Consider the following 12,688-nt stretch of genomic DNA (forward strand, 5'->3'; position numbering starts at 1 on the left):
ATCCAGGCCATCCTGGTCATCCCGCGCGGCCTGATGGTGCGTCTGGGCGGGGATCTCGCCGGGCTCGTCGCCCATCAGGCCGCGCGGGATGACCAGGATGGCCTGGATGCCGCCGTAGATGTTGCTCTGGAGCCGGACCGCGATGCCGTGCCGGCGGGCCAGCGCGGACACCACGTACAGGCCGATACGGCCGTCCGCGAGGAGCTTGCTGATGTCGATGCGGTCCGGCTCGGCGAGCAGGGTGTTGATGCGGGCCTGCTCCTGCGCGGGCATGCCCAGGCCGCGGTCCTCGACCTCGACGGCGAGACCGGCGGTCACGCGCTGGGCGCGCATCAGCACCTGGGTCTGCGGCTCGGAGAACGTCGTGGCGTTCTCGACGAGCTCGGCCAGCAGGTGGATGACGTCGGCGACGGCGTGGCCGCGCAGGGTGCCCTCGATCGGGGGGACCAGCTTGACCCGGGAGTAGTGCTCGACCTCGGCGATCGAGGAACGCAGCACCTCGGTCAGCGTCACCGGGCGGGTCCACTGCCGGCGGGACACCGAGCCGCCGAGCACGGCGACGTTCTCCGCGTGGCGGCGGATACGGGTGGCGAGGTGGTCGACGTGGAAGAGGCCCTTGAGCAGCTCCGGGTCCTCGACCTCGTTCTCCAGCTGGTCGAGCATGTTGATCGCGCGGTGCACCAGGGACTGCAGACGCCGGGCGAGGTTGACGAAGACCTCGACGCGCTCCTCGCTGTCCGGCGCGGAGGCCCGGGCGAGCTGAGCGGTCTGCGCGACGACGGTACGGGCCTGCCACAGGCCCACGCCTATCTCGTACGTGAGCCGGCCGAGCGGGTCGGTCTGTGACGGCGGCTGGTGCGTGAACGGCACCTGCTCCACCGGCTCGCCCCGCTCCAACCGCTGGAGCACGTCCTGGAGTTCGGCCTGCCCGGTGGCGACCGTACGGCGCAGCGACGCGTACTGCTGCGAGATCCCCGCGGCCTCGGAACGCCCGAGCCGGACGCCCGCGAACAGGATTCCGGAACCGAGCACGGCGGCGACGGCGAGCACCGTCCAGGTCGTCCCGTCGGCGAAGCCGCTCTGGGTGCGCAGCACGGTCAGGACGACGGCGGCGGCCAGGATCGCCATCGCGGCGGCGGGCAGTACGGCGAGCCGGACCGTGCGCGACCGAGTGGCCGAATCCGACGGTCCGTCCTGGACGGAGGACCGGGCGTGTCTGTTTCGCGCGGAGCTCGATCCAGTCGTTCGATCGGGCTCCGAGGGCACAGCATAGGAGGGGATTTCGGGCATCGGAGTCCTCTCGATCAACCGGGTGGGACACACGGCGCGCAGCGCACATTAACCGTCAAGTCCGGTAAGGAATGCGACAGTTAACGGTCAGCCACCCTACGCCACCATCCTTAATGCGGTGTAATCACGTCACGTCTGACGCCCAACCTGGCCTGCTGAAACGGTTCTCTGGTGGTTCCTATGAAGAGAACGGGGCTTACTTACGCGGCATAGGACCTATTTGCCGCATCCCGCAACGCACCGGAAATCCAGAGTTGGCACGACCGTCGCCTGCGTGAGTCGCAAAGTTCGCCCTGCAAGACGGCGTGCGTGCGGGGGAGTTGGCGTGTACCTGCCCCAACTGTGTGAAGAGGTCGCGGAGTTACCGTGCGCCCGCGGTGGCTGGATTCACGCCCCCGTCCGACGGGCCGATCGCGGGGGTGCGCTGCTCGCCGAGGCCGATGCGCCCGTCCGGTGCGGCGACGCCGGCGGTCACCACATCACCCGCGCGCAGGTAACGAGGGTCGCGGGCCCGGCTCTTGGCGAACGCCTTCCGCTTCACGGCCGGCGACAGCGGCGCGCCGAGCTTCTCGACGGCCTTCGGCGGAGCCTTCAGGGCGGTGCCACCGGGGGTACCGGTCAGCAGCAAGTCGCCGGGTTCCAGGGTCTGGAACCGGGCCGGCAGGGTCGGCGCCCGCGCCGGACGCACGGTCATGTCGGCGAGGGGGCGGTCCTGGCGCAGCTCCCCGTCGACGCTCAACGTCAGCCGCAGATCGGGGAGATGGGCGAAGTCCGCCGGTTCCAGCAGGCACAGGTGCGGCCCGGTCGGTGTGAACGTGGGGTACGACTTGCTCTCGTATTCTCGTAGAACCGCGTATTCGTCAGCCGCACGTCCCGCTCCACCACCACGGTCACCACCGGCAGCAACGCCCCCATGACCAGCCCGAGTTCGCCCTCGTGGTCGAGGAGGTCCACGGGGGACGGCCGCACGATGGCCTCGCGCGGGCGGCTCACCGAGCCGGACGCCTTGCGGAAGAAGCGGAAGAAGGCGGGCGGGACCTCCCCGGTGAACCCCGAATCGCGCGCGTGGCTGCGGTAGTTGACCATCTGGGCGACCACCCCGCAGGGCGTGGTGACCGGCGACAGCGCACCCAGGTCGGTGACGGGCGGGCCCGGTTCGCCCGCCGCCAGGGCCTCGCGGACGGCGCCACGGCCTCATCAGGCCGGCAGGCGTTGCCCAATCTCGGCCGAGGCGTCAACCCGCCCTGTATGTCAGCACTTTCTTCCCCGGCTCTTTCCTTCCGCCGGTGAACCTCGGCGACTCCTTTCACCTCTACGACGTGTAGTGGAGGTTGCCCCGGAGTGAACTGCCGACCGACGGGGACGGAACGAGGAGAAGGACGCCATGGACGACGGTCCCCGTGCCGGCGGTGGTCTCCGGCTGAGGCGGCGCGACGCGCCCTCCCCGGTGGTGCCGCCGGGAACCCGGCCGCCCGCGACCGGGCCCGCGGCGCCCCAGCAGCTGCACCGGGGGATGACGCTGATCGCTGCGATCAGCCTGTTCATCGGCACCCGCGACGCCTGGACGAGGGCGGTGACGTCCCATCCGCCCGTCGCCGCGATCATCTCCGTCTGCTACGCCGGGATACTCGTCGCGGGCGTCCTCGCCCTCACCACGCGCACCCGGCGCGCCCTGACCCGGGTGGACGCCGGCGTCCTGCTGCTCGCCGTCGTGCTGGTGCTGTGCGGCTACTGGCTCAACCACGCCGGCACCGACGAGGGCGTCCTCACCGCACAGGCCGCCCACGAGATCCTGCGGGGACACCCCGTCTACGGGCAGCCCTGGCCGTGGCTGTTCGACCGTTCGTCGGTCGGCATCACCAAGACCATGTCGGGCGGCGCCGACTACACCTACGGCTATCCGCCCCTGACCGCGCTGCTCGCCGCGCCCGTCCACGCCGTGGTCCACTCGACGGCCGCCGCCACGCTCGTCACCACCGGCGCGCTCCTCGGCGGCGCCGTCCTGCTGTGGCGGCTGCTCCCGGCCCCCTGGCGGTCCGGCGCCACCGCCGTGTGCCTCGGCTTCGGCCTCCTGCCCGGCTACGCCTACTCCGGCTACCCCGCCGTCCTCGCCCTGGTGCTGCTCGTCCCGGTCGTGGTCCGCTGGCCGGACACCGGAGCCGGCGGCCGGCTCGGACTGCCCGGAGTGGCGCGGGCGCTCTGCCTCGGCGCGGCCTGCGCCACGCAGCAACTCGCCTGGTTCCTCACGCCGTTCCTCCTCATCGGCCTCTACGCCGTCCGGCGCGGCGACCTCGGCCCCCGGCCCGCCCTCGGCGTGATCGCCCGCTACACCGGCACCGCCGCCCTCACATGGGCCGCGATCAACGCCTACTTCGCCACCCAGGACTTCCACACCTGGCTGCACGGCCTGCTGCTCCCGCTCACCCAGAAGGCGATCCTGCACGGCCAGGGCCTGATGGGGATCTCGTACTACTTCACCGCGGGCAGCAGGCACCTCGACTACTACTCCTACGCCAGCCAACTGCTGCTGCTCGGCCTGCTCGCCGCCACGCTGCTCTTCGTGCGGCGGCTCGGCCCGGCGATCACCGTGCTGCCCTGGCTGAGCTTCTACCTCGCCACCCGGTCCCAGGACGGCTACTTCCTGATGATGACCCCGCTGTGGCTCGCGGCGGCCGCGACCGTCCCGGCCTCCGCGCTCGCTTCGGCCTGGCAGCCCCGCATCCCGCACATCACCGGCCACCGGGCCAAGGCCGTCCTCGCCGTGGGACTCGTCACACCCGCCGTGGTGTGCGCGACGATCGCCGCGGCCGGCGCGCCGCCGCTGCGGATGAACGTCACACCGAGCTTCGCGGAGCGGGCCGGCCACCTGGACATCACCGGTCTCGCGGTCCGGGTCGTCAACATCACCGGCACCCGGCTCACCCCCCACTTCGCCAGCCGCCTCGGACAGGGCGCCTCCGACTGGTGGACCGCCTCCGGCGGCCCGGCGACCCTCGCCCCGCACGCCTCCGCGACCTACGTCGTGAAGCCGCCCGGCGGTGTCCGGCGGGTGCCCGGCGGGTCGCATCCCCGCTTCTACCTCATCGCCGTGACCGGTACCCCGATGGCCATCACCAGTGCACGGATTCCGATCAGTTGACCGAGTTTGACGTAAAAGGATATCCCGTAAATGAGAAAGGCCCTACAGGGTTCTCATCTGAGATTGTTATATTGCGCAACCACGCAAGCGAGACGGGAACCCCGCCTCACTCGACCCGACACGGCCGCGCGCCCCTGGCCGCAGCACCGAACGGCCTGAACGGCCCGACCGTACGTGGGAGTGCCAGATGACCGACCTCGGGGACGGCCCCGTGGGACATGCCACGCGCAGCCGCACACGAGGGGTGCCCAGGCCGCGTGCGGGTGAGGCCGACGAACCGCTGCCCACCGGCGGCCGGGCCGCCGCCCGCGCCGCGGCCCGGCAGGCGCCGCGCGGCGGATCCCGCGCACGCGGCCGCACCGCCTCGCGCCGCCGCGCCAAGGAGACCCCCCGCGCCAAGCGGGTGCTGAAGATCAGCGCGATATCCCTGTCGGTGCTGATCATGGCGACCGCGGGTGGCGGCTGGTGGTTCTACGAGCACCTGAACGGCAACATCAACAGCGTCGCGATCGACGACGGCGCGGGCGGCGAGGAGAAGGCCGACGCCTTCGGCCGTACGCCGATCAACCTCCTGGTGATGGGCAGCGACGCCCGCAGCAGCGCGACCGACTGCAAGCTCGGCGGCGGCTGCTCGTCGACCGGTGTGCAGTCCGGGAACGGCAACGCGGACGTGGAGATGGTGGTACACATCTCGGCCGACCGCTCGAACGCCACCGTGATGAGCATCCCGCGCGACACCATGACCCAGGTCCCCGCCTGCAAGGACCCGGACAGCAGCCAGTCGACGGCCGGTTACTACGGCCAGATCAACAGCGCGCTTCAGTACGGCCAGGAGTGCCAGGTCAAGACCGTGCACGCGCTCACCGGCATCACCATCGACCACTTCGTGCAGATGGACTTCTCCGGCGTGGTGAAGATGTCCGACGCGGTCGGCGGTGTCTCGGTCTGCGTCGACGCCGACGTCTACGACACCTACTCGCACCTGAAGCTCTCCAAGGGCACCCACACGCTCAAGGGCAACGCGGCGCTCGAGTTCGTCCGCTCCCGGCACGGCTTCGGCGACGGCAGCGACCTGGGCCGTACCGTCTCCCAGCACCTGTTCCTCAGCGCGATGATCCGCAAGTTCAAGAGCGCCGGCACGCTCACCGACCCCACGGCGGTCTACAACCTGGCCGACGCCGCCACCAAGGCACTCACCGTGGACACCGGCCTCGGCACCGTCAAGAAGCTCATCGGGCTCGCCGCGGACCTGGACAAGGTCCCCACGAAACGCATGACGTTCACCACGATGCAGACCGGCGCCGATCCGAACAACGCCGACCGGGTCGTGCCCGCCACCGCGGCGAAGAGCCTGTTCGCGACGATCGCCAACGACCAGTCGCTGACCACGTCCTCCGGCAAGAAGTCCTCGGCGGCGACCGCGACCGCCACGGCGGCGGCCGTACCCGCCGCGCAGATCGCCGTGACGGTGGAGAACGGCACCAGCATCAGCGGGCGCGCCTCCACGGTCGCGACCTCCCTGATAGACGGCGGCTTCAGCTCCGACACCACGACCGGCAACGCCGGCGTCAGCGCGACCACGACCACACTCACCTACGGCTCAGGACAGAAGGCCGAGGCCCAGACGGTGGCGAGCGCGATCGGCCTCGCCTCCTCGCACCTCAAGCAGGGCACCGGCACCGGTCTGACCCTGGTGATCGGCACGGACTGGCCCAGCGGTACGACCTACCCCGGCGCCACCTCGTCCCCGGCCCCCGCCGACACCAAGGCGGCCACCTCCAATGCCCAGGCCTCGACCGCCGACGAGTCGAAGTCCTGCGCCAAGGTCAGCACCTACAAGACGGTCAGCCTGAACGGCGTCCCGATGACCCCGACCCAGGCGTACCGGCTGGCGACGAACAAGAAGGACTCGGCGTCCTGACGGGCGCTAAACGACGACGCTCTCGGCGGTCCAGGTGATGTGCGGGGGATCCACCCGCGCGCACAGCGGGCCGCCGTTCGCGTCGGTCAGACCGAGCCGGCCGACCAGCAGACCGTCGGACGCGGCGGCGGCCAGGACGTCGTCGGGCACGGAGTCGAGCATGAGCTTGGCGCGCCGGAACATGGTGAAGAGCCCGGCCTCGTCGACCGTCCCCCACGACAGATAGACGAACCGCAGGCCCATCCGGTGCTGCACATAGGGGCCCTTGACCACGATGCCGTCCGGCGTGGCCTCCGCCGTGCACTCCAGCGTCCAGGTCGCGGACGCGGCGTCCCCCGGCTGCGGGTCGAGGAGTTCAGCCGGCCGGTCCCGGCGCTGCACGGCGACGTGGACGTCGTCGTACGTGGAGACGGGCTTGTCGGCGGGGGCGGGGAAGGTGCGGCCAGGCAGATCGACGGCGTCGATACGAATGTGCATACGGGCCATCATGCAGGGTCCGCTCCCCGCACCCTCAGTCGATCAAGGGGAAGTGACAGGCGGTGTGGCGCCCGGATGCGGTCATCGTCAGCCGGGGCCGCTCCACGGCACAGCGCTCACGCGCGTAGGGGCAGCGGGTGCGGAACGGGCACCCGCTCGGCTTGTCCACCGGGTTGGGCACCTCGCCGGTGAGCACGATGCGTTCCCGGGGGACCTCATCGGTGAGCGTGCCGTCGTCGATGTCCGGTACGGCCGACAGCAGTGCCTGCGTGTAGGGATGCGCGGGCTCCTTGTACAGGGCCTCGGTCTCGGCGAGTTCGACGATCTCCCCGAGGTACATGACCGCGATCCGGTCCGACACATGACGGACCACACCGAGGTCGTGCGCGATGAAGACGTAGGTGAGCGCGAACTCCTCCTGTAGATCGGCGAACAGGTTCAACACCTGTGCCTGGATCGACACGTCCAGCGCGGACACCGGTTCATCGGCGACGATCAGCTTCGGGTTCGTCGCCAACGCCCGCGCGATACCGATGCGTTGACGCTGCCCACCGGAGAACTCGTGCGGATAGCGGTCCAGATGGGCCGCCGCCAGCCCTACGACGTCGAAGAGCTCGGCGACCCGACGGCGCACGGCGGCTCCGTCGCCGTAACGGTGCACGAGCAGCGGCTCCGCCACGATGTCCCCGGCGCGACGGCGGGGGTTGAGCGAGGCCTGCGGGTCCTGGAACACCAGCTGCATGCCGGGCCGTACTGGACGCAGCCGCCGGGTGGAGAGCGTGCTGATGTCCTGGCCGTCGAACTCGACCCGGCCGCCGGTGAGTTCGGTGAGCCGGACCAGACAGCGGCCCAGCGTGGACTTGCCGCAGCCCGACTCGCCGACGATGCCGAGCGTCTCACCGGCGCGCACCTCCAACGACACACCGTCCACGGCCCGCAGCACCTTGCGGCGGGGGGACAGCCCGTCCGCGCGCAGGGGGTAGTGCTTGGTGACGTCCGTGGCGCGCAGCAGCACCTCTGTCGATGTGGTCAGCGCGCTCATGGTGTCGCCTCTCGTTCCATGTCCGGTACGTCCGTCGCCGCCGCGCGCGAGGTCAGGCGCAGCGAGGCGCGGTCGTCGTCGGGCAGCCAGCAGGCGTCGCGGTGCGCGCCGTCACCGGAGTCCGTCGTCAACTGGGGCCGCTCCTCGCACCGTTCGTGCCGCAGCCGGCACCGGGGCGCGAACGCGCACCCCTCCGGCAGACTCCCCGGCGCCACCGGCATCCCCGCGATGGTGGGCAGCCGCCGCAGCCGGGGTCCGCCCACCCGGGGCACCGAGTCGAGCAGCCCCCACGTGTACGGATGCCGCGGTCCGTGGAACACCGCCCGGCGCGGACCCTCCTCGGCCGCCCGGCCGCCGTACATCACCAGGACCCGGTCGGCGATCTGAGAGATGACGCCCATGTCGTGCGTGATGAGGACGACAGCCGAGCCCTGGGTGTTCAACTCCCGCATCAGATCGAGTATTTGGGCCTGGACCGTCACGTCCAGGGCCGTGGTCGGCTCGTCGGCGATCAGCAGCGCGGGGCCACAGGAGAGGGCCATCGCGATGACCGCGCGCTGGCGCATGCCGCCGGAGAACTCGTGCGGGTAGGCGTCGGCGCGGGAGGCCGCGTCGGGGATGCCCACGTCGGAGAGCAGGCTGACGGCACGCGCGTGGGCCTCTTTGCGGGACACCTTCTCGTGCGCCCGGATCTGCTCGGCGATCTGCCAGCCCACGGTGTACACGGGGGTGAGCGCGGTCATCGGATCCTGGAAGACCATGGCGATCTCCCGGCCCCGTACCGCCCGCATCTCCTTGTCGGGGAGAGTGAGCAAGTCGCGCCCACGGAAGCGGACTTCGCCCTCGACGGTCACGTTCGGGCTGGTCAGCAGGCGCAGTACGGCGAGCATCGAGACGCTCTTGCCGGAGCCCGACTCGCCCACCACGCCCAGGATTTCGCCGGGGGACACGGAGAAGGACAAGCCGTCGACGACGGTGACAGTGCCTCGGCGGGTGCGGAAGGACACCCTCAAGTCGCGTACGTCCAGCAGGGGTTGGTCAGGCATGGCGGGCCCTCGGGTCGAGTCGGGCGTACAGGATGTCCACCAGAGCGTTGGCGAGGACCACGAAGAACGCCGCGTACAGGACGGTCCCCATGATCACGGGCAGGTCCAGGTTCTGGAGGGCGTCGAAGGTGAGCTTGCCGATGCCGGGGAGGCCGAAGACGACCTCGGTGAGCAGCGCGGCCCCGCCCACGAGCGCGCCGAAGTCCAGGCCGAACAGCGACACGATCGGGATCAGCGAACAGCGCAGGGCGTGCCGGATCAGGATGCGCCGCTCGGAGAGGCCCTTGGCGCGCGCGGTGCGGACGTAGTCCTCGCTCAGCGCGGTGACGACCTCGCCGCGCAGCAGCCGGGCGTAGATCCCGGCGTACAGCAGCGCGAGGGTCAGCCAGGGGAAGAGGAGGTGCAGGGCCCACTGGCCGGGGCCGTGGCTCAGGTCGACGTAGCCCGGTGGCGGTACCCAGGAGAAGACCGAACTGTGCAGCTGCTTCTGGGTGATGAGGTTGACGACCTCGCCGAGCCAGTAGGCCGGCAGTGAGACCCCGACCACGCCGACGAGCATGATCAGCGGGTCGGCCGCCTTGCCGCGCAGGGCCGCGGCGGCGGTGCCCATGACGATGCCGGCCGTCATCCAGATGAGCGCGGCGCCGATGACGAGGGAGAGGGTCACCGGGGTGGCCTGCACGATCTGCGGGATGACGCGGGAGCCGCGGTTGACGAACGATTCCAGGTCACGATCGATGAGAAGGTGCCGCATCATCAGCAAGTAGCGGATGGGCATGGGACGGTCGAGGCCGAAGGAGTGCCGGACCTGGGCGAGCGTGGCCGGGTCGGCGTTGCGGCCCGCGATGCGTGCGGCCGGGTCGACTCCGGGGGTGGCGAAGAAGATCAGGAAGACCAGCACACTGATCGCGAACATCACCAGCAGGGCGGACGCGAAGCGCTTGACGATGAACCGGAGCATCAGAGTCACACCCCTCCGCGCAGCCGGGCGCCCGGGTCGAGCGCGTCGCGCACTCCGTCGCCGAGGACGTTGAGGGCCCCCGTGGTCAGCGCGATCAGCAGGCCGGGAGCGATCGTCACGGCGGGCCGGGTGTAGAGCAGCCCGAGTCCGTCCTCGATGATCGTGCCCCAACTGGCGTCCGGCGGCTGGACACCGACGGAGAGGAAAGACAGCGCCGACTCGGTGAGCATCGCGAGCGCGGTCATCAGCGGGACGAACACGATCGCCGTGGGCAGCACGTTCGGCAGCACCTCGCGGCGCAGGATGCGCACGGTCGGTGCCCCGGAGCCGATGGCCGCCTGGATGTACTCCTTGTTGCGCAGCACCAGCACGTGACCGCGCAACGGCCTCGCGATGTACGGCACATAGATCGCCGCGATGATCGCGACGGGCAGCCAGAGACTTCCCGCCTCGACGGTGAGCGGCCCGAGGTGCAGCCCGTCGGTGAGGAGGACGACCGAGAGGCAGATCGCCAGCAGGTACACCGGGAACGCCCAAATGACGTCCAGGACGCGGGAGATGACGGCGTCCACGGCGCCGCCCGCATAGCCGGCGACGACTCCGACGACCGTACCGAGGGCGCAGGTGAGCAGCGCCGCCGTGAACCCGATGAACAGGCTCGTGCGGCCGCCGTAGAGCAGGCGGGCCATGACGTCGCGGCCCTGGTTGTCGGCGCCGAGGAAGTAGTGGGCGGGGTCCCAGGTCGGGCCGATCGGGGTGACGCCGAGGCCGAGGCCGGTGCTGCTCGGGGTGAGCACCGGCACGGTCTTCCCGTCTACGACCGTGGTGCCCGAGACATGGGACTGGAAGGGGTCGGTGTGCGCGATGTGGTTCGCGTACAGCGGTGCGCACAGGGTCGCCAGGACGACGAGGAAGAGGACGACGGCCGCGGCCAGCGCCGACCTGTTGCGCAACAGGTCGGCGCCGGCCGTCCGCCAGGGGCCCGGCGAACGCCGGGCCTCCGCGGTGGCCAACTCGGTGGTGGCGGTGCTCACTTGACCCACGTCTGGCCGACGAGCATGTAGAACTGCTTGCTGAACTGGTAGTTGCCCAGCCGCTTCGACGTGAAGTCGATGATCTTCGGGTTGATCAGCGGGACGACCGGGGACTGCTGCATGATCGACTGGTCGATCGCGCCCCACTGCTTGTTCGCCGCCGTCGGGTCGGTCTGCGCCGTCTTCAGCGCGCTCTGCATCTTCGCGTCGACGCTCTTGTCGCAGAAGCCCGAGATGTTGATGCTGGAGTCGCTGCCGGGGTGGAACGCGGCGCAGGAGAACAGCACGTTGAGGAAGTCCGAGGCCGCCGGATAGTCCTGGTACCAGGACGTCAGGGCGAGTTGGACCTTGTTCTTCGTGTTCTGGATGTAGGTGAACTGGATGTTCGCCGACAGTGGCTTGAGCGTCGCCTTGTAGCCGAGCTGGGTGAGCAGGCTCTGGAGGTACTGCCCGATCGACTTGTTCACGTCGTCGTCCTGCACGACGATGCCGACCTCCTGCCCCGCCGTACCGGACTGCTTCACCAGCGCCTTGGCCTTGGCGAGGTCGGCGGCCGTCCAGGTCTTGCCGCCGCCCTTGGTGTAGTCGCACGAGTCGGCGTGCCCGGGGAAGCCCGGCGGGAGGATCGTGCACGCGGGGGAGGCGAGGTTGGTGCCGCCGTAGAGCCGCACCACGGCCGACCGGTCCACGGCGTAGTTGATGGCCTGCCGCGCCAACTTGTTGTTGAACGGCGCCATGTTGACGTTCAGCGTCGCGTACCAGAACGCGGTCAGCGGGTTCACGTGCGCCTGTGACGTGTACTTGGTGCCGATCTCGTTGAGGCGGTCGGCGGGCGGCGGGTCGTACATCCAGTCCGCCTGGCCGTTCTCGACGGCGGTCACCTCGGACTCGACGGTCTGCCCGAAGGTGTAGTCGATCTGGTCCGGGTAGCCCTGCGGCTCGGCCTCCCGCGACCACTCCTTGAAGTGCGGGTTGCGCACCAGCTTCAGCTCACGGTTCGGGTCGTACGAGGCCGCCATGTACGGGCCGGTCGTCGGCAGCGGCTTGGTGCCCGCGTCCTTCGTCGGCGAGTCCTTCGGCACGATGCTGGCGTGCGGGACGGCCAGCTTGTACGGGAACTCCGAGTCCGGCGCCGTCAGGTTGACTGTGACCGTGTTCGCCTTCGCGTCGCCGGTCACACCGCCCTTGAGCGTGCAGGACGCGGGCGTCTTCAGGCAGGCGGTGGCGCCGACGATGCCGTTGTAGAACGTCCCGGCGGTGGGGCTGGAGACCTTGAAGATGCGCTGGAAGGACGCCACCACGTCGTCGGTGGTGAGCGCCTTGCCGTTGGAGAAGCTGATGCCTTTGCGGAGCGTGAAGGTGTACGTCTTGCCGCCGTTGGTGACCTTCGGCAGCGCCGCGGCCAGGTCCGGGACGACCTTGAACGACTCCTGGCCGCCGACCTTCTTGAACGACAGCAGCCCGTCGTACATCGACTGGTACAACTGCCAGTACTGGAGTGTGTAGTTGACCTGCGGATCGAGACTGCCCGCGGCCGCGTGGGCGACGAGCTTCAGGGTGCCGCCCTTGTGCTGCGGCAGGAACGCGGAGGTCCCGGACGCCGACGAGGACGTGGACGTGGCCGGGTCGGAGGAGCCGCTGTCGGAGGACGCCCGGCTACGGCGGCTCGCGGTCCTTCGCGCTGCCGGAGTTCGACCCGTTCTGGAAGCGGGTCGAGGAGGCGGGCGTGCTGGTGGCCATGCACTCCTCCGACAGCGGCTACTCGCGCTACTCCAGTG

General features: G+C 70.2%; 9 protein-coding genes and 1 pseudogene. 2 read left to right on the forward strand and 8 right to left on the reverse strand.

Annotation, left to right across the window (positions count from 1 at the left end):
- A partial coding sequence (locus ACNFOC_RS40650) for a sensor histidine kinase (RefSeq protein ID WP_416964044.1) occupies positions 1 to 1,128 on the reverse strand: 1,128 nt, incomplete at its 3' end.
- A gap of 523 nt (positions 1,129 to 1,651) precedes the next feature.
- A pseudogene (locus tag ACNFOC_RS40655) lies at positions 1,652 to 2,481 on the reverse strand (fumarylacetoacetate hydrolase family protein); the annotation flags it as partial.
- Between the two features lie 193 nt (positions 2,482 to 2,674).
- On the opposite strand from ACNFOC_RS40655, the gene ACNFOC_RS40660 reads away from it, so the two are divergent.
- Positions 2,675 to 4,429 (forward strand): hypothetical protein, encoded by a 1,755-nt coding sequence (locus tag ACNFOC_RS40660; protein WP_416964045.1) that lies wholly within the window; start codon positions 2,675 to 2,677, stop codon positions 4,427 to 4,429.
- A gap of 187 nt (positions 4,430 to 4,616) precedes the next feature.
- Positions 4,617 to 6,350, forward strand: a complete 1,734-nt coding sequence (locus tag ACNFOC_RS40665) for an LCP family protein (RefSeq protein ID WP_416964046.1) — start codon at positions 4,617 to 4,619, stop codon at positions 6,348 to 6,350.
- A gap of 6 nt (positions 6,351 to 6,356) precedes the next feature.
- Here ACNFOC_RS40665 and ACNFOC_RS40670 read toward each other — a convergent pair whose 3' ends face one another.
- The 6 genes from ACNFOC_RS40670 to ACNFOC_RS40695 all read right to left on the reverse strand — a co-directional run.
- Positions 6,357 to 6,827: a DUF5990 family protein gene (locus ACNFOC_RS40670; RefSeq protein WP_416964047.1), complete on the reverse strand. Its 471-nt coding sequence runs from the start codon at positions 6,825 to 6,827 to the stop codon at positions 6,357 to 6,359.
- A 34-nt stretch (positions 6,828 to 6,861) separates the two neighbouring features.
- The gene (locus ACNFOC_RS40675) at positions 6,862 to 7,869 is read right to left on the reverse strand and encodes an ABC transporter ATP-binding protein (protein WP_416964048.1); all 1,008 of its coding nucleotides are present in this window, start codon (positions 7,867 to 7,869) and stop codon (positions 6,862 to 6,864) included.
- Positions 7,866 to 8,915, reverse strand: coding sequence for an ABC transporter ATP-binding protein (locus tag ACNFOC_RS40680; RefSeq protein WP_416964049.1), 1,050 nt, complete (start codon positions 8,913 to 8,915; stop codon positions 7,866 to 7,868). Before ACNFOC_RS40680 ends, ACNFOC_RS40675 begins: the two co-directional genes overlap by 4 nt.
- Positions 8,908 to 9,876 (reverse strand): ABC transporter permease, encoded by a 969-nt coding sequence (locus ACNFOC_RS40685; protein ID WP_416964052.1) that lies wholly within the window; start codon positions 9,874 to 9,876, stop codon positions 8,908 to 8,910. Before ACNFOC_RS40685 ends, ACNFOC_RS40680 begins: the two co-directional genes overlap by 8 nt.
- 5 nt (positions 9,877 to 9,881) lie before the next feature.
- Positions 9,882 to 10,910 carry an ABC transporter permease gene (locus ACNFOC_RS40690; RefSeq protein ID WP_416964050.1) on the reverse strand — a complete coding sequence of 343 codons (1,029 nt, stop codon included), beginning with the start codon at positions 10,908 to 10,910 and terminating at the stop codon, positions 9,882 to 9,884.
- Positions 10,907 to 12,688 (reverse strand): ABC transporter substrate-binding protein (locus ACNFOC_RS40695; RefSeq protein WP_416964051.1); only part of this gene is annotated, 1,782 nt, incomplete at its 5' end. The genes ACNFOC_RS40690 and ACNFOC_RS40695, both read right to left, overlap by 4 nt.

Origin of the sequence: Streptomyces colwelliae (genome assembly GCF_048158785.1) — a bacterium.
In the GTDB taxonomy this organism is placed as follows: Bacteria; Actinomycetota; Actinomycetes; order Streptomycetales; family Streptomycetaceae; genus Streptomyces.

Bases quoted from the DNA above. Each gene is read 5' to 3' on its own strand.
- ACNFOC_RS40685 (WP_416964052.1), bottom strand. From the start codon at position 9,876: ATGCTCCGGTTCATCGTCAAGCGCTTCGCGTCCGCCCTGCTGGTGATG.
- ACNFOC_RS40660 (WP_416964045.1), top strand. From the start codon at position 2,675: ATGGACGACGGTCCCCGTGCCGGCGGTGGTCTCCGGCTGAGGCGGCGC.
- ACNFOC_RS40680 (WP_416964049.1), bottom strand. From the start codon at position 8,915: ATGCCTGACCAACCCCTGCTGGACGTACGCGACTTGAGGGTGTCCTTC.
- ACNFOC_RS40675 (WP_416964048.1), bottom strand. From the start codon at position 7,869: ATGAGCGCGCTGACCACATCGACAGAGGTGCTGCTGCGCGCCACGGAC.
- ACNFOC_RS40665 (WP_416964046.1), top strand. From the start codon at position 4,617: ATGACCGACCTCGGGGACGGCCCCGTGGGACATGCCACGCGCAGCCGC.
- ACNFOC_RS40670 (WP_416964047.1), bottom strand. From the start codon at position 6,827: ATGCACATTCGTATCGACGCCGTCGATCTGCCTGGCCGCACCTTCCCC.